21 protein-coding genes are annotated in these 22,583 nt (G+C 68.9%); 11 read left to right on the top strand and 10 right to left on the bottom strand.

What is annotated here, in order from left to right:
- Positions 1 to 2,244, top strand: a complete 2,244-nt coding sequence (gene murJ, locus ACH4S8_RS23410; RefSeq protein WP_398397019.1) for a murein biosynthesis integral membrane protein MurJ — start codon at positions 1 to 3, stop codon at positions 2,242 to 2,244.
- A 118-nt stretch (positions 2,245 to 2,362) separates the two neighbouring features.
- Entirely contained in the window at positions 2,363 to 4,078 is a 1,716-nt protein-coding gene (locus ACH4S8_RS23405; protein WP_398397017.1) for a protein kinase family protein, read from the top strand.
- Here ACH4S8_RS23405 and ACH4S8_RS23400 read toward each other — a convergent pair.
- Positions 4,068 to 4,208: a hypothetical protein gene (locus ACH4S8_RS23400; protein WP_398397383.1), complete on the bottom strand. Its 141-nt coding sequence runs from the start codon at positions 4,206 to 4,208 to the stop codon at positions 4,068 to 4,070. The genes ACH4S8_RS23405 and ACH4S8_RS23400 overlap by 11 nt on opposite strands.
- Between ACH4S8_RS23400 and sigM the strand changes: the two genes are divergently transcribed.
- The 4 genes from sigM (at position 4,152) to trxA (ending at position 7,326) form a co-directional block, all read left to right on the top strand.
- Positions 4,152 to 4,838 (top strand): RNA polymerase sigma factor SigM, encoded by a 687-nt coding sequence (sigM, locus tag ACH4S8_RS23395; RefSeq protein ID WP_398397364.1) that lies wholly within the window; start codon positions 4,152 to 4,154, stop codon positions 4,836 to 4,838. The two genes, ACH4S8_RS23400 and sigM, sit on opposite strands and share 57 nt — an antisense overlap.
- Complete coding sequence (locus ACH4S8_RS23390; protein ID WP_398397015.1) at positions 4,835 to 5,743, top strand: anti-sigma factor family protein; 909 nt, start codon at positions 4,835 to 4,837, stop codon at positions 5,741 to 5,743. The genes sigM and ACH4S8_RS23390 overlap by 4 nt, the downstream gene beginning before the upstream one ends.
- A 247-nt stretch (positions 5,744 to 5,990) precedes the next feature.
- Entirely contained in the window at positions 5,991 to 6,950 is a 960-nt protein-coding gene (trxB, locus tag ACH4S8_RS23385; protein WP_398397013.1) for a thioredoxin-disulfide reductase, read from the top strand.
- 46 nt (positions 6,951 to 6,996) lie between these two features.
- Complete coding sequence (gene trxA / locus ACH4S8_RS23380; RefSeq protein WP_398397011.1) at positions 6,997 to 7,326, top strand: thioredoxin; 330 nt, start codon at positions 6,997 to 6,999, stop codon at positions 7,324 to 7,326.
- Between the two features lie 150 nt (positions 7,327 to 7,476).
- Here trxA and ACH4S8_RS23375 read toward each other — a convergent pair whose 3' ends face one another.
- The 9 genes from ACH4S8_RS23375 to rpmH form a co-directional block, all read right to left on the bottom strand.
- Positions 7,477 to 8,094 (bottom strand): GNAT family N-acetyltransferase, encoded by a 618-nt coding sequence (locus tag ACH4S8_RS23375; protein WP_398397009.1) that lies wholly within the window; start codon positions 8,092 to 8,094, stop codon positions 7,477 to 7,479.
- A gap of 325 nt (positions 8,095 to 8,419) precedes the next feature.
- Positions 8,420 to 9,514 (bottom strand): ParB/RepB/Spo0J family partition protein, encoded by a 1,095-nt coding sequence (locus ACH4S8_RS23370; protein ID WP_398397007.1) that lies wholly within the window; start codon positions 9,512 to 9,514, stop codon positions 8,420 to 8,422.
- Positions 9,511 to 10,584 carry a ParA family protein gene (locus ACH4S8_RS23365; RefSeq protein ID WP_398397362.1) on the bottom strand — a complete coding sequence of 358 codons (1,074 nt, stop codon included), beginning with the start codon at positions 10,582 to 10,584 and terminating at the stop codon, positions 9,511 to 9,513. The genes ACH4S8_RS23370 and ACH4S8_RS23365 overlap by 4 nt, the downstream gene beginning before the upstream one ends.
- 363 nt (positions 10,585 to 10,947) lie before the next feature.
- Positions 10,948 to 11,664 carry a 16S rRNA (guanine(527)-N(7))-methyltransferase RsmG gene (rsmG, locus tag ACH4S8_RS23360; RefSeq protein WP_398397005.1) on the bottom strand — a complete coding sequence of 239 codons (717 nt, stop codon included), beginning with the start codon at positions 11,662 to 11,664 and terminating at the stop codon, positions 10,948 to 10,950.
- A 118-nt stretch (positions 11,665 to 11,782) separates the two neighbouring features.
- Positions 11,783 to 12,292, bottom strand: a complete 510-nt coding sequence (locus tag ACH4S8_RS23355) for a protein jag (protein ID WP_398397003.1) — start codon at positions 12,290 to 12,292, stop codon at positions 11,783 to 11,785.
- A gap of 15 nt (positions 12,293 to 12,307) precedes the next feature.
- Positions 12,308 to 13,606, bottom strand: a complete 1,299-nt coding sequence (gene yidC, locus ACH4S8_RS23350) for a membrane protein insertase YidC (protein ID WP_398397001.1) — start codon at positions 13,604 to 13,606, stop codon at positions 12,308 to 12,310.
- Between the two features lie 3 nt (positions 13,607 to 13,609).
- A complete protein-coding gene (gene yidD / locus ACH4S8_RS23345; RefSeq protein WP_266760612.1) occupies positions 13,610 to 13,963 on the bottom strand; it encodes a membrane protein insertion efficiency factor YidD in 354 nt (117 codons plus the stop codon).
- Positions 13,960 to 14,331, bottom strand: coding sequence for a ribonuclease P protein component (rnpA, locus tag ACH4S8_RS23340; RefSeq protein ID WP_078942937.1), 372 nt, complete (start codon positions 14,329 to 14,331; stop codon positions 13,960 to 13,962). The genes yidD and rnpA overlap by 4 nt, the downstream gene beginning before the upstream one ends.
- A 21-nt stretch (positions 14,332 to 14,352) precedes the next feature.
- The gene (gene rpmH, locus ACH4S8_RS23335; protein WP_006381191.1) at positions 14,353 to 14,490 is read right to left on the bottom strand and encodes a 50S ribosomal protein L34; all 138 of its coding nucleotides are present in this window, start codon (positions 14,488 to 14,490) and stop codon (positions 14,353 to 14,355) included.
- Positions 14,491 to 14,889: 399 nt separating this feature from the next.
- On the opposite strand from rpmH, the gene dnaA reads away from it, so the two are divergent.
- From dnaA to ACH4S8_RS23310, 5 genes are all read left to right on the top strand, one after another.
- A complete protein-coding gene (gene dnaA / locus ACH4S8_RS23330) occupies positions 14,890 to 16,929 on the top strand; it encodes a chromosomal replication initiator protein DnaA (RefSeq protein WP_398396998.1) in 2,040 nt (679 codons plus the stop codon).
- Between the two features lie 996 nt (positions 16,930 to 17,925).
- Positions 17,926 to 19,056, top strand: coding sequence for a DNA polymerase III subunit beta (dnaN, locus tag ACH4S8_RS23325; RefSeq protein ID WP_037614956.1), 1,131 nt, complete (start codon positions 17,926 to 17,928; stop codon positions 19,054 to 19,056).
- 190 nt (positions 19,057 to 19,246) lie between these two features.
- Positions 19,247 to 20,122, top strand: a complete 876-nt coding sequence (gene gnd / locus ACH4S8_RS23320; RefSeq protein WP_398396995.1) for a phosphogluconate dehydrogenase (NAD(+)-dependent, decarboxylating) — start codon at positions 19,247 to 19,249, stop codon at positions 20,120 to 20,122.
- 141 nt (positions 20,123 to 20,263) lie between these two features.
- Positions 20,264 to 21,388 (top strand): DNA replication/repair protein RecF, encoded by a 1,125-nt coding sequence (recF, locus tag ACH4S8_RS23315; RefSeq protein ID WP_398396992.1) that lies wholly within the window; start codon positions 20,264 to 20,266, stop codon positions 21,386 to 21,388.
- Positions 21,385 to 21,951, top strand: a complete 567-nt coding sequence (locus ACH4S8_RS23310; RefSeq protein WP_398396990.1) for a DUF721 domain-containing protein — start codon at positions 21,385 to 21,387, stop codon at positions 21,949 to 21,951. The genes recF and ACH4S8_RS23310 overlap by 4 nt, the downstream gene beginning before the upstream one ends.
- Positions 21,952 to 22,583: the final 632 nt, after the last annotated feature.

The following is a 22,583-nucleotide window of genomic DNA, read 5'->3' as shown; positions in this document are numbered from 1 at the left end:
ATGAACGCGCCGTACGACGGTGACCGCGGCCAAGGCGCGGGACCCTCGGGCTACCCCGAGGACTACCCGGACCGGGACGCGCGCCGCTCCGGCCACCCCGAGGGCACGCCGGAGACCGCTCAGACGCCGCCGGGGTCTCCCGCGGACATGTACCTCCAGGACGCCTACGACCAGGATCCGTACCGGGCTCAGGACCTCTCGGCCCAGGACCCGGTCGCGGAGGCGCTCTACGACCGTGCCGCGCACCCTCCGCCGGCGCCGGGAACGTACGCGCCCCAGCAGCCCCTGTACGCCCAGCCGCCCGCGTCGCAGTACGCACCGGACCCTCGGCTGTGGGCCCAGACGCCGCCTCCCGAGCCGGCCGGACCGACGCGTCACCTGCCCTACGGCGACGACGCCCGGACCACCCAGTACGTGGGCCTGGACGATCTCGTCACCCAGGCCGGCGAGGACCGGCACGAGCCCGACGCCTTCGCCCATCTCTTCCGCGATCAGCAGCAGGGCGGCGTCCGCAACGGGTATGCCTCCTCCGTCTCCTCCGCGGTCCCGGCACCGGCCCCCGAGCCGGCTCCGGCCGCGGCTCAGCCGCCCGCGGCCGCTCCGGCGAAGTCCGGCGGCCGTGCTTCCGGTCTGCTGAAGTCGAGCGCCGTGATGGCTGCGGGCACCCTGGTGTCCCGTCTCACCGGCTTCGTACGGACCATGATCATCACCGCCGCTCTGGGCGCGGCGACCCTCGGTGACGCCTGGACCGTCGCGTACACCCTGCCGACGATGATCTACATCCTGACCGTCGGCGGCGGCCTCAACTCGGTCTTCGTGCCCCAGCTGGTCCGTTCCATGAAGGAGGACGACGACGGGGGCGAGGCGTACGCCAACCGCCTGCTGACGCTCGTCATGGTCGCCCTCGGCGTGATCGTCACCGCCGCGGTCTTCATCGCGCCGCTGCTGATCCAGCTGATGTCGAACTCCATCGCGAGCGACCCGGCCTCCAACAACGTGGCCGTCACCTTCGCCCGGTACTGCCTGCCCACGATCTTCTTCATGGGCGTCCACGTGGTCATGGGCCAGATCCTCAACGCCCGCGGCAAGTTCGGCGCGATGATGTGGACCCCGGTCCTGAACAACATCGTCATGATCTTCACGTTCGGCATGTTCCTCTGGGTCTACGGAACCTCCCGGCACTCCGGCATGACGGTGGACAACATCCCTCCGGACGGCATCCGCCTGCTGGGCATCGGCACCCTGCTCGGCCTGGTCGTGCAGGCCACGGCGATGGTTCCGTATCTGCGCGAGGCCGGCTTCCGGTTCCGTCCGCGCTTCGACTGGCGGGGCCACGGCCTCGGCAAGGCCATCAAGCTCGCCAAGTGGACCGTGCTCTTCGTCCTCGCCAACCAGGCCGGCGTCCTCGTCGTCACCCAGCTGGCCACCGCGGCGGGCAAGGCCTCCGGCAAGGACGGCGCGGGCATCCTGGCCTACGCCAACGCCCAGCTGATCTGGGGCATGCCGCAGGCGATCATCACGGTCTCCGTCATGGCGGCCATGCTGCCGCGGATCTCGCGAGCGGCCCACGACGGCGACCCGGGAGCCGTCCGGGACGACATCTCGCAGGGGCTGCGGACCTCGGCGGTCGCGATCGTCCCGGTGGCCTTCATGTTCCTCGCCCTGGGCATCCCCATGTGCACCCTGCTCTTCGGCTCCAGCGGCATCTCGGCCGCCGAGTCCCAGGGCTACGTCCTCATGGCCTTCGCCCTCGGTCTGATCCCGTTCTCGGTGCAGTACGTGGTCCTGCGTGGCTTCTACGCCTACGAGGACACCCGCACGCCCTTCTACAACACGGTCATCGTGGCCGCCGTCAACGCGGCCGCCTCAGCCATCTGTTACGTGATCCTGCCCGCGCAGTGGGCGGTCGTCGGCATGGCCGGCGCCTACGGACTGGCGTACGCGGTGGGCGTCGGAGTGGCCTGGCAGCGACTGCGCAGGCGGCTGGACGGCGACCTGGACGGCGCCCGCGTGCTGCGCACGTACGCGCGACTGTGCCTGGCCTCCGTCCCTGGCGCCGTGGTGGGCGGCGCCGTAGGCTTCGCGATCACCCAGGTCCTCGGACATGGCGCGATCGGTTCGATCGCGGCGCTCGTCGTCGGATCGATCGCCCTGCTCGGGGTCTTCTACGTCGCGGCGCGCAAGATGCGCATCGAGGAACTCAACTCAATGGTCGGGATGGTCCGCGGGCGTCTGGGGCGCTGAAGCGGGGGTACGCGCACAACCATCGTCCGTCGCCGTGTGTCGTGCATAGCGCCGGACTGTGGGCACAATTGGTTTCTGCGTCGGACAGCGCGCAATGGATGGGGAGGCAGGGACGACGGTGGCGGAACGGAGCACGGCTGCCGTCGACGTGGCAGACAACAGCGGTGACGAACCGCTGACCGCCAAGGCGGACCAAACCACGTCCGACGGGGTGGCCCTCAACGGGGAGCGGGACACGGACAGCGAAGAGGCACAGGGGAGCGGCGGGACCGAGGGTCCCGGAAAGGCCTCACCGCCCGAACTGCACAGTGGTCACAAACTCGCCAGGCGCTACCGCCTCGAAGAGTGCGTCACCCGACTGGACGGTTTCAGCAGTTGGCGCGCGATGGACGAGAAACTCCGCCGCGCCGTCGGAGTGCACCTGCTGCCCGCCGATCATCCGCGCGCCCGCTCGGTACTGGCGGCGGCCCGTTCCTCCGCCCTGCTGGGCGATCCCCGGTTCGTCCAGGTCCTGGACGCGGTCGATGAGAACGACCTCGTCTACGTGGTGCACGAGTGGCTGCCCGACGCCACGGAACTCACCGCTCTCCTCGCCTCGGGTCCCCTCGAGGTGCACGAGGCCTACCAGATGGTCAGTCAGGTCTCGGGGGCCATGGCCGCCGCGCACCGCGAGGGCCTCGCCCATCTCAAGCTGACCCCGGGCGCCGTGCTGCGCACGTCGACGGGCCAGTGGCGCATCCGCGGGCTCGCCGTGAACGCCGCGCTGCGCGGCATCAGTTCCGACACCCCGCAGCGCACCGACACAGAGGCGATCGGCGCACTCCTGTACGCCTCCCTCACCCAGCGCTGGCCGTACGAGAACGACGCCTACGGCCTGGCAGGCCTGCCCAAGGGCGTCGGTCTCATCGCGCCCGACCAGGTGCGCGCCGGTGTCCACCGGGGCCTGTCGGAGCTCGCCATGCGCGCGCTCGCCAACGACGGTGCCACCGCCTCCCGCCACGAGTCCCCGTGCACCACGCCGGAGGAGCTGGTGAAGGCGATCGGCGAGATGCCCCGCATCCGCCCGCCGGAGCCCGCGTTCACCGCACCGCCCGAATACCAGCGCACGACGTACCAGCAGGGCACGTACGGCCGTCAGGCGCCGCGTCCGGGCGTCGCCCAGCCCTTGCCGGCTCCGCCGCCCCCGCTGCAGAGCCGTACCGGAACAGCCCTGAAGTGGGCCGTCTCGGCCCTCCTCATCGCCGCCCTGGGTCTGGGCAGCTGGCAGCTCGCGGACGCGCTCATGGAGCACGACAAGCCCGACGAGACCAAGAAGACCCAGACGACGGACGGCAACGAGAAGGACGGCAACAAGACCGCGCCGGTCAAGCCGATCACGATCAAGGATGCCCAGGAGTACGTGGTCGAAGGTTCCGCCCAGGCGGCCGACGACGTGGACAAGACCTTCGACGGCAACAGCACCACGTTCTGGCGTACGAAGCAGTACAACGCCGGTCCCAAGCTGGCGCCGTACAAGCCGGGCGTGGGCATCGTCTACGACCTGGGTTCGGCCCAGACGCTCAAGAACGCCTCGATAGGACTTCGCTATCCGGGGAACCACACCACGATCCACCTGTACGCCGCCGACGCCCTGTCTCCCTCGACGTCCGTCGACGGCATGAAGGAGATCGGTTCCGCCACCACGAGCAGCACCAGCCTGGCCGTGAAGGCGTCCAAGTCGGTGAAGACGCAGTACGTGCTGCTGTGGATCACCGATGTGCCGAACGCCCCCAGCGACGGCTACAGCGGTGCCGGTTGGAAGCAGGCGATCACGGATGTGAAGTTCACCGGCTGACGTTCGTCGACGGAGGGGAGGGGGTCCGATGGCCGATGAAGCCGTACAGGGCGAAACAAGCGATCAGGACCTCCTGGCCCGCCATGTCGAAGGCGACCCAGACGCCTTCGGTGAGCTTGTGCGGCGCCATCGCGACCGCCTGTGGGCGGTGGCCCTGCGCACGCTGGGAGACCGCGAGGAGGCCGCTGACGCGGTCCAGGACGCGCTCGTCTCGGCCTACCGGGCCGCCCACACCTTCCGGGGCCAGTCGGCCGTCACGACCTGGCTCCACCGCATCACGGTGAACGCCTGCCTGGACCGGGCCCGCAAAGCGGCCTCCAGGAAGACGTCCCCCGTCGATGACACCCAGCGCCTGGAGCAGCTCCTCGAGCCGCACGAGTCCGCCGCCGCCCCGGCCGAACGCAACGACCTCCACCGCGAGCTCATCGGCGCGCTGGGCACCCTTCCCCCCGACCAGCGCGCCGCCCTCGTCCTGGTGGACATGCAGGGCTACCCCGTGGCGGAGGCTGCCCGCATCCTCGACGTGCCGACCGGCACGGTGAAGAGCCGCTGCGCACGCGGCAGAGCCAGACTCCTTCCCCTCCTCACCCATCTCCGCACGAAGAACCCGGGTGACGAGGAGACGAAGAAGTCGGGCGGCGGACGGAACCGGACGCAGGGGACATCCGTCCCACCCGCAGCGGGAGCTCACGAGCCGGGTCCCCGCGATGCGGGGCCAAGCGATTCAGCTGCCGTGAAGGGCGGAGGTGGGCGGGCGTGACATCCACGACGGACAAGGCCGGACACCCGGACGTCGCGGAGATCTCCGATCTCACCGAAGGTCTGCTCTCACCCGCCCTCGCCGAGGACATTCGGCAGCACCTCGAGGGGTGCGTGCTCTGCACCGACGTGTACGACTCCCTGGAGGAGATCCGCAGTCTCCTCGGCACCCTGCCTGGTCCCTCGCGTATGCCCGACGATGTGGCCGAACGCATCGATGCCGCCCTGGCCGCGGAAGCCCTGCTGGACGCCACGGCTCCCGACGAGACGGCCGACGCGAAGGACGACCGTACTCATGTTTCACGTGAAACATCGGCTACCGGAAGTCCTTCGGGTCATCCTCGTGGAGCCACCGGCCCCGGTCGCTCCCACCGAGCACGTCGTGGCCGCCGCCGGACGGTCCTTCTCACCGCCGCCTTCGCGGCGGCGGCTCTCGGGCTGGGCGCGATCCTCGTTCAGTCCCTGGGCGGCGACGAGTCCGGCAAGGCCACCCAGACGGCGTCCCAGCATGAATCGGGGTCGCTGAGGACCTTCTCCGAGAAGACACTGCAGGGTGACGTCTCGGCCCTTCTCGCGAAGAACAAGAAGTCGGGTGACGGTTCGCCCACCGCCAAACCCTGGGGCGTCGAGTCGCAGGACGCCGGAACCGACTCGGGCGGCGTGAAGACATTGATCACTCCCACCCCCGCTGTTCCCCAGTGCGTCGAGCAGGGGACCGGAGACCCAGGAGTGCTCCTCGCCGCCAAGGAAGGCTCGTTCCAGGGGAAGGGCGTCTATCTCCTGGTGGTGTCCGATGCCTCCGACACGACCAAGGTCACGGCCTACATCGTGGACGCCTCCTGTCAGAAGCAGTCCTCTCCGTCACCCGGCAAGCTGCTGCTGACACGGTCGTACGCGCGTTCCTGAACCTGTCCGCCGCAGGCTCCGGGGCACATCGGCCCCACCGTTCCGAGCGTCTCATCAGCACGCCTTGCCGCCTCGCGACACAGAGGCCCGCCGCCCCGATATCGCTGGGTGTCCTCGCCCGCCATCCGGTCTCCGTGTGCCCTGCCACAGCGGGAATTGAAGCCCCTTAGGATCCGTTGGGTGGGGTGAGAGTACTGAGAGATGCTCCCACCGGTACGCAGCAGTCTCCAGAGACGAGGAATCAAGCGTGAGCGACGTCCGTAACGTGATCATCATCGGGTCTGGGCCCGCCGGCTACACGGCGGCGCTCTACACCGCGCGCGCGTCGCTGAAGCCGCTGGTCTTCGAAGGCGCCGTCACCGCGGGCGGCGCGCTGATGAACACCACCGAGGTCGAGAACTTCCCCGGCTTCCAGGACGGCATCATGGGCCCCGAGCTCATGGACAACATGCGCGCCCAGGCCGAGCGCTTCGGAGCCGAGCTGGTCCCGGACGACGTCGTCGCCGTCGACCTGACGGGCGAGATCAAGACCGTCACGGACACCGCCGGCACGGTGCACCGCGCCAAGGCCGTGATCGTCACGACGGGCTCGCAGCACCGCAAGCTCGGTCTGCCCAACGAGGACACGCTCTCCGGGCGTGGCGTCTCCTGGTGTGCGACCTGTGACGGCTTCTTCTTCAAGGACCACGACATCGCCGTGATCGGCGGTGGCGACACCGCGATGGAGGAAGCCACCTTCCTCTCGCGCTTCGCCAAGTCCGTCACCATCGTTCACCGCCGGGACAGCCTCCGCGCCTCCAAGGCCATGCAGGAGCGCGCCTTCGCCGACCCGAAGATCAAGTTCGTCTGGGACAGCGAGGTCGCCGAGATCAAGGGCGACCCGAAGCTGGAAGGTCTGACGCTGCGCAACCTCAAGACCGGCGAGACCTCGGAACTGCCGGTGACCGGTCTGTTCATCGCGATCGGTCACGACCCGCGCACCGAGCTCTTCAAGGGCCAGCTCGACCTGGACGGCGAGGGCTACCTGAAGGTCGCCGCGCCTTCGACCCGCACCAACCTCACGGGCGTCTTCGGCGCCGGTGACGTCGTCGACCACACGTACCGCCAGGCGATCACCGCGGCCGGTACCGGCTGCTCCGCCGCCCTTGACGCCGAGCGCTACCTCGCCGCCCTTGCGGACAGCGAGACCGCGGCCGCCACCGTCTGAATCCCCTCCCTCCTCCTCACCGCACAAACAAGTTAAGGAGCCCGCTGTGGCCGGCACCCTCAAGAACGTGACCGACGACTCCTTCGAGCAGGACGTCCTCAACAACCCCAAGCCCGTCCTGGTGGACTTCTGGGCCGCCTGGTGCGGTCCGTGCCGCCAGATCGCCCCGTCGCTCGAGGCCATCGCCGCCGAGCACGGCGACAAGATCGAGATCGTCAAGCTCAACATCGACGAGAACCCGGCGACGGCCGCCAAGTACGGCGTCATGTCGATCCCGACCCTGAACGTCTACCAGGGTGGCGAGGTGGCGAAGACCATCGTCGGCGCGAAGCCGAAGGCCGCGATCGTGCGCGACCTCGAGGACTTCATCGTCTAGTCGTCAGCGACGGCCGCACGTGCGGCGCATGTTTCACGTGAAACACGAAGGGGCCGGCCCGCTCGGGTCGGCCCCTTCGCTTTGTCCGAGGGCTCCCTCGCCGCCGAAGGACGTCGACCGCGAAACAGAAATGCAGCGGTCGACCGGGCGTCACAAGGGACGAAGCGCAGGTTCCTTCTGTACGGCTCCGAGGAGCCGGTCCAGCGCCAGTTCCACGTCTTCCTTCCAGGAGAGCGTCGTCCGCAGTTCCAGCCGCAGGCGGGGGTATCTGGGGTGAGGCCGCACGGTCTTGAAGCCCACTGCGACGAGATGGTCGGCGGGGAGCACACAGGCGGGCTCCTTCCACCGGGCGTCTCCGAACGCCTCGATCGCCTTGAAGCCACGACGGAGCAGATCCTTGGCCACCGTCTGGACCATCACCCGGCCCAGCCCCTGCCCCTGATAGCCCGGCATGATGAACGAGGTCATGAGCTGAACGGCGTCCGGTGCCACGGGGCTTGTGGGGAACGCCGTGGAGCGGGGGACATACGCCGGCGGCGCGTAGAGCACATAGCCCACGGGCACATCGTCCACGTAGGCGACCCGGCCGCAGGATCCCCAGTCCAGCAGAACCGAGGAGATCCACCCTTCCTTCTCCAGGGTGCTTGTGCTCGCCTTTACCGCGGCTTCACCGCTGACAGGATCCAGTTCCCAGAAGACGCACGCACGACAGCGCTGGGGAAGGTCCGGAAAGTTGTCCAGCGTGAGCGGTACGAGCCGGCGCCCCATGAAGGATGTTCCTCGCTTCGTTCGCCCGCGGCGTCACGGGCGGCTGTCAGATGGCTCCGCTCTCTGAGCAGGCTGCCGACGAACCCGCCGACCGCCCCCAGGCCCAGACCCGCGGTCACCAGTCCGGTACGGCTCACGGTCTGCATGACCCCGCCTCCCCGATGAAGGTGCTGCCAGGTGGATGCGCCATACCCATCGCATCGTATCCACGATGCGATTCCATCGATACCGGCAGAAAGCAAAGAGCGGGCCGTGTTCCGGCACTCGCCGGACACGACCCGCTCTTCCGGTGGACCGATCGATGTCGATCCACCAGGAATCCGGCTCAGCCTTCCGCGTCGTCGGAATCGTCGTCCAGAAGACTCTTCTGAAGGACCGGTCCCTCTCCCGGGGCGAGCGAGCCGAGGATGCGCTCAAGGTCCTCCATCGAAGCGAACTCGACAGTGATCTTGCCCTTCTTCTGCCCCAGGTCGACCTTCACCCGGGTCTCGAAGCGGTCCGAGAGACGGGTCGCCAGATCGCTCAGCGCGGGAGAGAGCCGGCTGCCGGCCCGCGGTCCCTTGGCGCGCTGAGCCGTCTGCGGGCGCGACCCCATGAGAGTCACGATCTCCTCCACGGCGCGCACCGAGAGCCCCTCGGCGACGATGCGGTGAGCCAGACGGTCCTGCTCCTCCGAGTCGTCGACTGCGAGAAGTGCCCGTGCGTGCCCCGCGGAGAGAACCCCGGCAGCCACACGACGCTGAACCGACGGGGAGAGCTTCAGCAGGCGCAGGGTGTTGGAGACCTGCGGACGCGATCGTCCGATCCGGTCGGCCAACTGGTCGTGCGTGCAGTTGAAGTCCTTGAGCAGCTGGTCGTAGGCCGCCGCCTCTTCCAGCGGGTTCAGCTGAGCCCTGTGGAGGTTCTCGAGGAGCGCGTCCAGGAGAAGCTTCTCGTCCTCCGTGGCGCGCACGATCGCAGGAATGGCCTCGAGCCCCGCCTCACGGCAGGCCCGGAAACGGCGCTCGCCCATGATGAGCTCGTAGCGCCCGGAACCCACCTGGCGCACGACGACGGGCTGGAGGAGTCCGACCTCCTTGATGGAGGTGACCAGCTCGGCGAGAGCGTCCTCATCGAAGATCTCACGCGGCTGGCGCGGATTCGGCGTGATGGCGTCGAGGGGCAGCTCGGCGAAGTGAGCGCCGACCGGAGCCTGAAGCGACTCCAGCGATCCGTTGGACGCCTCCTCCTCCGTTTCATGTGAAACAGACGGCAGCGTTGTCACCTTCGCCACCGCCACCCCGCGCTCCGCTGTGATGACGGGGCCGGCGGTCGGCGAGGAGGGTGCCCCACTCGCCGAAATACCCGGCCGCTCACCTGTCGGAGCCGCAGGGATCAGCGCGCCAAGGCCCCGCCCCAGACCCCTTCGTCGGTCGCTCACTGGATCCCCTCCACCATGTTCTGATCGTTCTGTCCGCCCACATGGGCATGTTGCGCGTCGTACGCCACGCCGACTCCTCGCAGGGCGATTTCGCGCGCGGCCTCAAGATACGAGAGAGCACCGCTCGAACCCGGATCGTAGGTCAGAACCGTCTGCCCATAGCTCGGGGCCTCCGAGATACGCACCGAACGCGGAATGCTCGTCCGCAGCACCTCCTTGCCGAAGTGGGTGCGCACCTCCTCCGCGACCTGGGACGCGAGACGGGTCCGTCCGTCGTACATGGTGAGCAGAATCGTCGAGACATGGAGCTCGGGGTTGAGGTGCCCGCGCACGAGATCGACGTTGCGCAGGAGCTGCCCCAGGCCTTCGAGCGCGTAGTACTCGCACTGGATGGGGATGAGCACTTCCGCACCGGCGACCAGCGCGTTGACGGTGAGCAGACCGAGGGACGGCGGGCAGTCGATGAGGATGTAGTCCAGCGGCTGCTCGTACGCCAGGATCGCCCGGTCCAGTCGGCTCTCACGCGCCACCAGCGACACCAGCTCGATCTCCGCACCGGCGAGATCGATGGTGGCGGGGGCACAGAAGAGACCCTCGACATCAGGGACCGGCTGAACGACTTCGGAGAGCGGCCTGCTGTCGATCAGCACGTCATAGATCGACGGAACCTCGGCGTGGTGATCGATACCCAGCGCCGTGGAGGCATTGCCCTGAGGGTCGAGGTCGATCACCAGGACCCGGCCACCGTGCAGGGCCAGCGAGGCGGCAAGGTTGACCGTGGTCGTGGTCTTACCCACCCCACCCTTCTGGTTGGCGACCACGATGACTCGGGTCTGCTCGGGCCGTGGCAGACCCTCGCCGGCGCGACCTAGCGCCTCCACAGCCAGCTGGGCAGCACGACCGATGGGAGTGTCGTCCATCGGGGGCGGTGTTTCACGTGAAACATCCTCCCCCATCGACTCGGTACGGGGACCGGGGACCGGATCGGTCATCGGTCCCGCGATGTTGGCGTCGGACCGCAAGGATTCACTCTCCTCGACTTCAGGCTCGCAATGAACAGAGCCTCCCATGCCATTGGGGTCGCGAACCAGCGAGGCCCGTTGTTCTGTGGAGAAATCCACCTCGGTGGACAACTCCGCACCCCCTCCGAGCGACCCGAGGGGCCTCCGCTCGCGGGGTTCGGCCGCAGCTCGGCCGCGACTGATGATGCCGTGCAACAGTGAGCGACGTTTCACGTGAAACAACGATGCCGAGCCGCTCGGGTCATCACGGCACGACACTCCGATATGCACAGGTTTGTCAGCTTTTGCACAATCGATCCCGACATCGGGACCGCTCCGACGGAAGTGAGAAACAACTCCTGACGCCGGACAGGGAAACTCCCGGCCCCGTCGCGCGGGAACCGGGAGTAGCCATCCTCACACCGAACAGGATCAGCGCCGGCGACGCGTCCGTCCCGTCCTGGCCGCCTTGGCGCGCTTGGCCGCGAAGCGCACACCTCCGGGGCTCTCCCCCACCTCCACCCGCACCACGGTGGACAGCGGGTCCACGATGCCCTCACCGACCTGCAGGATGGAGGTCTCCACCGCGCCGAGCTTGCTCAGCGCGGTGGCGGAGGCCTTCAGCTCCTCCTCGGCGGTGTCGCCCTTGAGCGCCAGCATCTCTCCGTACGGGCGCAGCAACGGGATGCCCCACGTCGCGAGCCGGTCGAGCGGGGCGACCGCCCTGGCGGTCACCACATGAACCGGCTGCACCTTCCCCATGACCTCCTCGGCGCGGCCGCGCACGACGGTCACATGGTCGAGTCCGAGCAGCTCCACGACCTCGGTGAGGAAGTTGGTCCGGCGCAGCAGGGGCTCCAGCAACGTGATCTTGAGATCCTCCCGGACGAGCGCCAGGGGGATGCCGGGCAGCCCCGCACCGGAACCGACGTCGCACACGGTCACGCCTTCCGGCACGACCTCGGAGAGCACCGCACAGTTCAGCAGGTGCCGCTCCCACAGCCGGGGCACTTCACGCGGGCCGATCAGCCCACGCTGTACTCCCGCCTCGGCCAGCAGTTCCGCGTACCGGACCGCGTCCGCGAAGCGATCACCGAATACCTCGCGCGCCTGCTCGGGCGCGGGGGGAAGCTCCGCTGCCTCCGTCACGGGGGACCGTCCTTCCGTACCGCTTGAGCGCACTGAGCGCTGATCACCAGGACTATCAGGCTGACAAAATTCGGCCCCGTCTGCGCAACAGACGGGGCCGAAGGAACGTACGTACCGATCAGACAGGAAGCACGACGACGAAGCGCTGCGGCTCCTCGCCCTCGGACTCGCTGCGCAGGCCCGCGGCCTTGACCGCGTCGTGCACGACCTTGCGCTCGAAGGGCGTCATCGGGTCCATCTTCACCGGTTCACCGGAGCTCTTGACCTCGGCTGCGGCCTTGGCACCCAGCTCGGAGAGCTCCTCGCGCTTCTTGGCCCGGAACCCGGCGATGTCCAGCATCAGCCGGCTGCGGTCACCGGTCTCCCGGTGCACGGCCAGACGCGTGAGCTCCTGGAGCGCCTCCAGCACCTCGCCGTCGCGACCGACCAGCTTCTGCAGGTCTCGACCGCCCGAGTCGCTGACGATCGAGACAGCGGCGCGGTCGGCCTCGACGTCCATGTCGATGTCACCGTCAAGATCGGCGATGTCGAGCAGACCCTCGAGGTAGTCCGCCGCGATCTCGCCTTCCTGCTCCAGGCGGGTCAGGGTGTCGCCCTCAGCGGCGGCGGAGGTGGTGCCTTCCGTCACGGGATGGACTCCTTCTTACTTCTTGGACGGGGACTTGGGCCGCTGCGGGCCCTTGCGCTGTCCGGACTGGGCCTTGCTGCGGGTACCGGTGCCGGGCTTGTTGCCGCTTCCCGTGGCCGGCTTCGCGGCGGAGGGCTTGGCTTCCTGCGGCTCGTCGGACTTGCTCAGCGAAGTCTTCGGCTCCGACTCGTCCGCCGGCGCGCTGCTGGACGCGGCGCCCGACTGGCGCTGCGCCTTGCTCTGTCGCTTCGGCTGCTGACGCCTGGGAGCGGCGGCCGCGGTGGTCGTGGTGGTGCCGTCCTCGGACTCGACGACCGCCGTGTTCTCGCCGGCCATCACGAGGCCGTCGGGCTGGGCCACGAGGCCCGCCTTCGTCAGGCCGTTGATGAACTTGCGCTCGAACTCGTTGCGGTCGCGGCCCTTGGCGACGATGGCCTTGACGATGGCCTTCTCGCCGCGGCCACGGGTCTTGCCGTGCTGAGTGACGTGCTTCTGCAGGCGCTCCAGGTAGGCGGCCTGAGCCTTCGAACCCGGGGTCGGGTTGTTGCGGATGACGTACATCTGCTGGCCCATGGTCCACACGTTGGTGGTCAGCCAGTAGATGAGGACACCGACGGGGAAGCGGATGCCGAAGAAGGCGAACATGATCGGGAAGACGTACATCAGCATCTTCTGCTGCTGCATGAACGGCGTCTTCACCGTCGTGTCGACGTTCTTGGTCATCAGCTGGCGCTGCGTGTAGAACTGCGACCCCGACATCAGCAGGATCATGATCGCGGTGACGACGCGGACGTCCATCAGAGAGGCGCCGAGCTTTTCGACGGTCTCGGCGCTGTCCAGGAACTTCGCGGCCAGCGGGGCGCCGAAGATGTGCGCCTTCTGCGCGCTCTCCAGGAGGCTCTGGTTGATGACACCGACGGTCTCGCCCGACGCGATGCCGTTGAGCACGTGGTACAGGGCGAAGAAGAACGGGGACTGCGCCAGGATGGGAAGGCACGAGGAGAGCGGGTTGGTACCCGCGTCCTTGTACAGCTTCATCATCTCTTCGGACTGGCGCTGCTTGTCGTTCTTGTAGCGCTCCTGGATCTTCTTCATCTCGGGCTGCAGCGTCTGCATCGCCCGAGTGGCCTTGATCTGCTTCACGAAGAGCGGGATCAGGCAGATACGGATCAGAATCACCAGGGACACGATGGACAAGCCCCAGGCCCACCCGGTGTCAGGGCCGAAGATGGCGCCGTACACCGTGTGGAACTGGACGATGACCCAGGAAACGGGTGTCGTGATAAAGCTGAAAAGATTGGCAATCGTGTCCACTAATCAAGCTCCTTGAGCATGGGACGGGGTCTCTGCGGCCGGGCCCGGGGCAGTGGTCTCCCCGGTGGCCGGTTCGGCGGCGGAGGTCCCGCCCTTGCGTGCACGCCAGGCGTTACGCAGCAATTCGTGCCACCGCGGACGCTTGCGCTGCGGAACATGGTCCACACCGCCCAGCGACCACGGATTGCACCGGAGGATGCGCCAGGCGGTGAGTGCCGTTCCCTTGATCGCACCGTGGCGGTCGATGGCTGTGTAGCCGTAGCGGGAGCACGACGGGTAGTACTTGCAGACCGGCCCGAGCAACGGGCTGATCGTCCACTGGTACAGCTTGATGAGAGCAAGCAGTGGGTACTTCATCGCGCGCCCCCTCCCAGCAGCCGCTGCAGGGCGGCGTCCAGGTCTCGGGCCAGCTGTTCATGGTCGGCGTCACCCGCACCGGGCAGCGCTCGTACGACTACCAGGCTACCGGGGGGCAACAGGGCGACCCGGTCGCGCATCAGATGGCGAAGTCTGCGCTTCACCTTGTTGCGTACGACCGCTCCGCCCACGGCTTTGCTCACGACGAAACCCGCACGCGTCGAGGGAGCGCTCTCCCCAGGCGCGTGCGGGTCCGGTGCACCGCTACGTAGATGGACGACGAGAAGCGGGCGTCCGGCCCGGCGTCCTCGGCGTACCGCGGTCGCGAAGTCTTCGCGCCGCCTCAGCCGATGCTCGGTAGGCAGCACGAGATCATGACCTGTTGGTGATCAGGCGGACAGGCTGGCGCGACCCTTGCCACGGCGGTTCGCGAGAATCGCGCGGCCGGCACGGGTGCGCATCCGCAGGCGGAAGCCGTGGGTCTTGGCGCGACGACGGTTGTTCGGCTGGAAGGTGCGCTTGCTCACTCGGGGGCTCCAGAAAGAATCGGTGGTGGCGGGGTGCCGCCCTGGCTGTCACCGTGCGCCCACGAGGAAACTCGCATTACGCCCGAGTGCACCGCTTCCCGATCACGCTTCGCGATCTGTGCCCATCGGAGGCAGGCGGCAGCAGCCATCGACAACTCGACCTGGTTACGGTACGCGCGGCTACGCCATCCGGTCAAACCGACCCCCGGCGGGGGACACTATCCACAGGCTGGGGACAACAACTTGAACCGCACCGGTCGCCCTGACTACCGTGGCTGAACTCCGATTCGTTCCCTTCCCGCCGCCCCAGCGGTTTTGTTCCTCCCCGCCCCAAGCGACTGACTTCCCAACCTGTTCCCAGAACCACACGTTCGTGGGACCCGTGAGAGAGCGTGCCCCGTGGCTGACGTACCTGCCGATCTTGCCGCAGTGTGGCCACGCGTATTGGAGCAACTTCTGGGCGAAGGCCGCGGGCAGGGTGTCGAGGCGAAGGACGAGCACTGGATCAAGCGCTGCCAGCCCCTGGCGCTGGTCGCGGACACCGCGCTGCTCGCCGTCCCCAACGAGTTCGCCAAGAACGTACTCGAAGGCCGTCTCGCCCCCATCGTCAGCGAGACGCTGAGCCGTGAGTGCGGCCGTCCCATCCGCATCGCCATCACCGTGGACGACTCCGCGGGCGAGCCGTCCATGCCGGCCCCGCCCCGCTACGAGGAGCCCGAGCTCCCCGCCGCGGGCGGCCAGAGCCGTGACCCGTACGAGAACCCCGGCCGGGACGACCGGGGCTCCTACGACGGCGGCGCGTACGACGGGAAACAGAACCGCGACGACCGCGGCACGTACGGGACCCAGAGTCGCGACGACCGCGACGACCGCGGCGGCTACGACGGCGGCGCGTACGACGGGAAACAGAACCGCGACGACCGCGGCGCGTACGAGCCGCAGAGCCGCGACGACCGCGCGCCCTACGACTCCCGCCGCGACGGATACGAGGGCTACGGCCGGCACCGCGCCGACGACCACCGCGGCGGCCGCGCCGAACCGCTGCCCGGCGCCCCGGGCGACCAGCTGCCGACAGCCCGTCCCGCGTACCCGGACTACCAGCGCCCCGAGCCGGGCGCCTGGCCGCGCCACTCCCAGGACGACTACGGCTGGCAGCAGCAGCGCCTCGGCTTCCCCGAGCGCGACCCCTACGCCTCGCCGCCGCAGGACTACCGGCCCCAGTCGATGGACCGCTCGCCCTACGAGCAGCAGCGCCAGGACTACGACCAGCGCTCCGACCGCCGCGATCTGCAGGACCCCTCCGACGGCGCCCAGGGGCGCAGGGGCGGCCCCTCCCTGCCGTCCGCGGGCGGTGCCACCGGACCGAAGGCCGCGCAGCCCGCGCCGACGCCGGGTCCGGGCGAGCCCACCGCCCGGCTGAACCCGAAGTACCTCTTCGACACGTTCGTGATCGGCGCCTCGAACCGCTTCGCGCACGCCGCTGCCGTGGCCGTCGCCGAGGCACCGGCGAAGGCGTACAACCCCCTCTTCATCTATGGGGAGTCGGGGCTCGGCAAGACGCACCTGCTGCACGCGATCGGGCACTACGCACGCAGCCTCTACCCCGGAACCCGGGTGCGGTACGTGAGCTCGGAGGAGTTCACCAACGAGTTCATCAACTCCATCCGCGACGGCAAGGGCGACAGCTTCCGCAAGCGGTACCGGGAGATGGACATCCTGCTCGTCGACGACATCCAGTTCCTCGCGGACAAGGAGTCGACGCAGGAGGAGTTCTTCCACACCTTCAACACGCTGCACAACGCGAACAAGCAGATCGTGCTCTCCAGCGACCGGCCGCCCAAGCAGCTGGTCACACTGGAGGACCGGCTGCGCAACCGCTTCGAGTGGGGCCTGATCACCGACGTCCAGCCGCCCGAGCTGGAGACCCGGATCGCGATCCTCCGCAAAAAGGCGGTCCAGGAACAGCTCAACGCCCCGCCGGAGGTGCTGGAGTTCATCGCGTCCCGGATCTCGCGCAACATCCGCGAGCTGGAGGGCGCGCTGATCCGGGTGACGGCGTTCGCGTCGCTCAACCGGCAGCCTGTGGACCTCGGTCTGACGGAGATCGTCCTCAAGGACCTGATCCCGGGCGGTGAGGACTCGGCGCCCGAGATCACCGCGACCGCGATCATGGCCGCCACCGCCGACTACTTCGGGCTCACGGTGGACGATCTGTGCGGGTCCTCGCGCAGCCGCGTCCTGGTGACGGCACGGCAGATCGCCATGTACCTGTGCCGTGAGCTCACCGATCTGTCGCTGCCGAAGATCGGCGCGCAGTTCGGCGGCCGCGACCACACGACCGTGATGCACGCCGACCGCAAGATCCGCGCGCTGATGGCCGAGCGCCGCTCCATCTACAACCAGGTCACCGAACTCACGAACCGCATCAAGAACGGCTGACGGCGGCCGGCGCCGACCAGCGGCCGTACATGCCTCAGGGCGCCCCGGGACCATCGTCCCGGGGCGCCCTTCGCCGTTCTCGCCCGCCCGTCGAGGTCCGGGAACACCTTCCGACGGCTCCGGACCCGCTCCTCGACGGCTCCGGACCCGCTCCTCGACGGCTCCGGGCCGTGTTCCGAGCGCTCCCGCACCATTTGCGGCGCTACCGACCCGACACCTGCTGTTCGAATCCGGGTCTGGTTACGGCCACTCTCCACAGATGTGGTGACTTTCTTCCGTCCACATCCTGGGGACTGGGAAGTTGTCCAGATTGTTTCCACAGGCAACGCTGTTGAAAGACCATCAGGCCAGGTCAGCCGCCTGTGGATTCGTGGACGAAGACTCTCCACAGCCTGTGGACGAAGGAGGGATCCACAGGCTGTGCGCAAAGTTGTCCACTGGTGACCCACAGGTCTGCGTCGGTTGTCCCCAGCGATCTCCAGCTTCTCCACACCTCTGTCCACTGTTCGGCAACGCGCTGAGCTTTCTCACCGTCTCGAGTGAAAGGCGTCACACCAAGGTGCCGGATTGGGCTGTGGGGAACGTGGGTAAAGCTGGGGACGACGCTGGGGAGAAGTGACCCCAAGCTGTGGACCGAGTGTGCAGAACTTTTCGTCGTCCACAGATACCCCGAGTTGTCCACCGCCTCCACCCACAGGACCAGTGGACAAAAAATCGCCTCTGAGCTGCGAAAACGGGGTTATCCACGGTATCCACAGGCCCTACTACTAAGACCAACTAGAGAGAGCCTGGGAATCGTTTCGAAGTGGGGGCTGTGCACAACTTGCTCTCGGAGGCTCGACTGCCGCTCGGCACGACTTGACCCCGAGAGGCACCGACTGTCAGCGCGGTGCGTCAGACTGGTCCCCGGCGTCCTCCCCCTCAGCGGTCGGAAGGACACCGGGACGACGAAGGCCAGCAGGGCGAGAGCGCCGGCAACAGACGGAGGCGGCAACGGTGAAGATCCGGGTGGAACGCGACGTACTCGCGGAGGCAGTGGCCTGGGCGGCACGCAGCCTCCCGGCCCGTCCGCCGGCTCCTGTGCTCGCCGGCCTCCTTCTGAAGGCCGAGGAGGGCGCACTGAGCCTCTCCAGCTTCGACTACGAGGTCTCGGCGAGGGTCTCCGTGGACGCGGAGATCGACGAGGAGGGCACGGTCCTCGTGTCCGGCCGTCTCCTCGCGGACATCTGCCGCGCGCTCCCCAACCGGCCGGTGGAGATTTCCACAGACGGTGTACGGGCGACCGTGGTCTGTGGATCCTCGCGGTTCACACTCCACACCCTGCCTGTGGAGGAGTACCCGGCGCTGCCCCAGATGCCGTCGGCGACCGGCACCGTCCCGGGTGAGGTCTTCGCCTCCGCCGCCGCCCAGGTGGCCATCGCCGCCGGGCGCGACGACACGCTCCCCGTGCTCACCGGTGTGCGCATCGAGATCGAGGGCGACAAGGTCACCCTGGCGTCCACCGACCGCTACCGCTTCGCGGTCCGCGAGTTCCTGTGGAAGCCGGAGAACCCCGAGGCGTCCGCGGTCGCCCTGGTGCCCGCCAAGACGCTCCTGGACACCGCCAAGGCCCTCACGGGCGGCGACAGCGTGATCCTGGCGCTGTCCGGCTCCGGTGCGGGCGAGGGCCTGATCGGCTTCGAGGGCGCCGGGCGTCGTACGACCACCCGTCTGCTCGAAGGCGACCTCCCGAAGTACCGCTCGCTGTTCCCGACGGAGTTCAACTCCGTCGCCGTCATCGAGACCGCCCCCTTCGTGGAGGCCGTCAAGCGTGTGGCCCTGGTCGCCGAGCGCAACACCCCCGTGCGGCTGAGCTTCGAGCAGGGCGTGCTGATCCTGGAGGCCGGCTCCAGCGACGACGCACAGGCTGTGGAAAGGGTCGACGCCCAGCTCGAGGGCGACGACGTCTCGATCGCCTTCAACCCGACGTTCCTGCTCGACGGCCTGAGCGCCATCGACTCCCCGGTGGCCCAGCTCTCCTTCACGACGTCCACGAAGCCGGCGCTGCTCAGCGGCAAGCCCGCCGTGGACGCCGAGGCGGACGAGGCCTACAAGTACCTGATCATGCCGGTGCGCCTGTCCGGCTGATCCCGGAGCCCGCCGGTCCTCAGGGCCGGCGGGCGCACCGCGGGCGGGGCATACGTCTGAGCGGATATGCCCACAGATGTGCGTGAGTTCCACAGGTGCCCGAAAGGCGTGGGTGGTACCCCCCGGTTTAGGCTCGGACCCAGGTACGAGAGTGCCCTCACGCCACGTCGCAACCCCTAAGGAACAACTGATGGAGCTCGGTCTCGTCGGCCTCGGCAAGATGGGCGGCAACATGCGCGAGCGGATCCGCCGCGCAGGTCACACCGTCATCGGATACGACCGCAACCCGGACCTCGCCGATGTCCACAGCCTGGAAGAACTTGTGGGCAGGCTCAAGGGTCCGCGCGTGGTGTGGGTCATGGTCCCCGCGGGTGCCGCGACCCAGTCCACCGTCGACGAGCTGGCCGCCCTGCTGGAGCCGGGCGACGTCGTCGTGGACGGCGGCAACTCGCGCTGGACGGACGACGAGAAGCACGCCGTCGAGCTGGGCATCAAGGGCATCGGCTTCGTCGACTGCGGTGTCTCCGGCGGCGTCTGGGGCCTGGAGAACGGCTACGCGCTGATGTACGGCGGCCACGCCGAGCACGTTGCCAAGGTCCAGCCGGTCTTCGACGCGCTCAAGCCCGAGGGCGACTTCGGAGCGGTGCACGCCGGCAAGGTCGGCGCGGGCCACTTCGCGAAGATGGTCCACAACGGCATCGAGTACGCCATGATGCAGGCCTACGCCGAGGGCTGGGAACTGCTCGAGAAGGTCGACTCCGTCACGGACGTGCGCGAGGTCTTCCGTTCCTGGCAGGAAGGAACGGTCATCCGCTCCTGGCTGCTCGACCTCGCCGTCAACGCGCTGGACGAGGACGAGCACCTGGAGAAGCTCAAGGGCTTCGCGCAGGACTCCGGCGAGGGCCGGTGGACCGTGGAGGCGGCCATCGACCACGCGGTGCCGCTTCCCGCGATCACAGCGTCGCTCTTCGCCCGGTTCGCCTCGCGGCAGGACGACTCGCCGCAGATGAAGATGATCGCGGCGCTGCGCAACCAGTTCGGCGGCCACGCCGTCGAGAAGGCCTGATCGAAGCCCCGGGGTCTTCGCACTCCGGGGTGACCCGGTTGTCCACAGCCGGGGAAGAACCTGGGGACCGGGTCCGCCCGGACCCCGGGGAGAAATCCGCAACACCCGAAACACCACGCTGGGGGAGGTCGGCGAACGACCATGCACGTCACGCATCTGTCGCTGGCCGACTACCGCTCGTACGCCCGGGTCGAGGTCCCGCTCGACCCGGGCGTCACCGCGTTCGTGGGGCCCAACGGACAGGGCAAGACGAACCTGGTCGAGGCCGTCGGCTATCTCGCGACCCTCGGCAGCCACCGCGTCTCCTCGGACGCGCCGCTGGTGCGCATGGGTGCCGACCGGGCGATCATCCGGGCCAATGTCCGCCAGGGCGAACGCCAGCAGCTCATCGAGCTGGAGCTGAACCCGGGCAAGGCCAACCGCGCCCGCATCAACAGGTCCTCCCAGGTCAGACCCCGTGACGTCCTCGGCATCGTACGGACCGTCCTGTTCGCGCCCGAGGACCTCGCCCTGATCAAGGGCGACCCCGGGGAGCGGCGGCGGTTCCTCGACGAACTGATCACCGCCCGCTCCCCGCGCATGGCGGGCGTCCGGTCCGACTACGACCGGGTCCTCAAGCAGCGCAACACCCTCCTGAAGTCGGCCGCGCTGGCCCGTCGGCACGCCGGCCGCACCATGGACCTGTCCACCCTCGAGGTGTGGGACCAGCACCTCGCCCGCGTGGGAGCCGAGCTGATGGCCCAGCGGCTCGACCTGGTCGCCGCGATCCAGCCGCTGGCCGACAAGGCCTACGAGCAGCTCGCGCCCGGCGGCGGGCCCGTCGCCCTGGAGTACAAGGCGTCCTCGCCCGGCATCGTGGGTCACGCCCGCGAGGAGCTCTACGCGCAGCTGATGGGCGCCATGGAAGAGGCCCGCAAGCCGGAGATCGAGCGCGGAGTGACCCTCGTGGGGCCCCACCGGGACGATCTGCTCCTCAAGCTCGGCCGGCTGCCCGCCAAGGGGTACGCCTCGCACGGCGAGTCCTGGTCGTACGCGCTCGCGCTGCGCCTCGCCTCGTACGACCTGCTCAGGGCCGAGGGCAATGAACCGGTGCTGGTCCTCGACGACGTCTTCGCGGAGCTGGACAGCCGCAGACGGGAGCGTCTCGCGGAACTCGTCGCCCCCGGCGAGCAGGTGCTCGTGACGGCGGCCGTGGACGACGACGTACCGGATGTTCTGACCGGGACGCGGTACGCCGTGTCCGAAGGCACGGTGGAGCGCCTATGACGGAGAACACATCGGGAGCCGGTGCCGAGGGCGTGGCGCCCGGCAGGAAGACCCCGGAGCCGTCCGGCGTCGACCTCGCGCGCGTGGCGCTGCGGGCCGCGAAGGAGCAGGCACGCGCGCGTGGGGACGCGGCCCAGCAGAAGAAGCAGGCGCGCCGCGGCGGCGGTCTGCGCTCCGGTTCGGGTGCCGACGGGCGCGACCCCATGGCGCTCGGCTCCGCGATCAACCGGCTGCTCACCGAGCGCGGCTGGGAGACCCCGGCCGCGGTGGGCGGTGTGATGGGCCGCTGGCCGCAGATCGTCGGCGACGACCTGGCCAAGCACTGCGTTCCGCTGCGCTACGACGACGACCCGGCCGAGCGGGTGCTGACGGTGCAGTGCGACTCGACCGCCTGGGCGACCCAGCTGCGCCTGCTGGCGCCGCAGCTGGTCGCGCGGCTGAACCAGGACCTCGGGCACGGCACCGTGCGTCTGATCAAGGTCCAGGGGCCGACGGGCCCCTCGCGCCGGTACGGACCGCTGCGCGCGCCGGGCAGTACGGGTCCCGGCGACACCTACGGCTGACGGGCCGACGCCGGGCCGGCGGGCGGCCTGCCGCGGCTGCCGCCCACCGGGCGGTGAGGGGCGTCGAGCCGGTCCCGGACGACGCCGGACCCCCGGCCCCGCCGGCCCCGTCCACGGGCGTTCCCGACCCGAGCGGACACCGCCGTGCCGAACCGCCGGTCGTGACCGATCCGGGCGGCACCGGGACACCCGCGAACCCGGCGATCTCGAAGGTGCCGGACCCTCCTCGAACCCGACTGTGCCGACCCGGCCGACCCGGTCGGCCGGCCACGGCGGGGAAGGACCCTCCTCGAACCCTGCGTTCGTGATCGTGCCGGGCGGTGGACACGGTCGACAGCGACGGGACGGGCCGATGGCGGTGGATGAGCGATGGACGATTTCCGGCCGTCGTCCGCGGCGGGGCCGGGCCGTGCCGCGGACGGGTTCCGGGTGCGTACCACCCTCGTAGGGGGCAGGCGGCGGCCGATCGCCGCGCGCCCGGGCCCTTCACCGATCCCGCCCGTGGGTGACCCGCTGTTCCCCCGGGTCCGTGCCGGTCGGGACCCGGGGGGTGCCCGGTCCTTCGTCACCCCTTGCCGAGCGATCTCGGAAGCCATCGATATTTGCTGGTCAGAGGCATATCTGGGCCTGTT

This window comes from Streptomyces sp. NPDC021080 (assembly GCF_044333225.1).
Lineage (GTDB): Bacteria > Actinomycetota > Actinomycetes > Streptomycetales > Streptomycetaceae > Streptomyces.
Note: the sequence above shows the minus strand (reverse complement) of the source record. Positions and strands in the feature narration are given on the sequence as shown.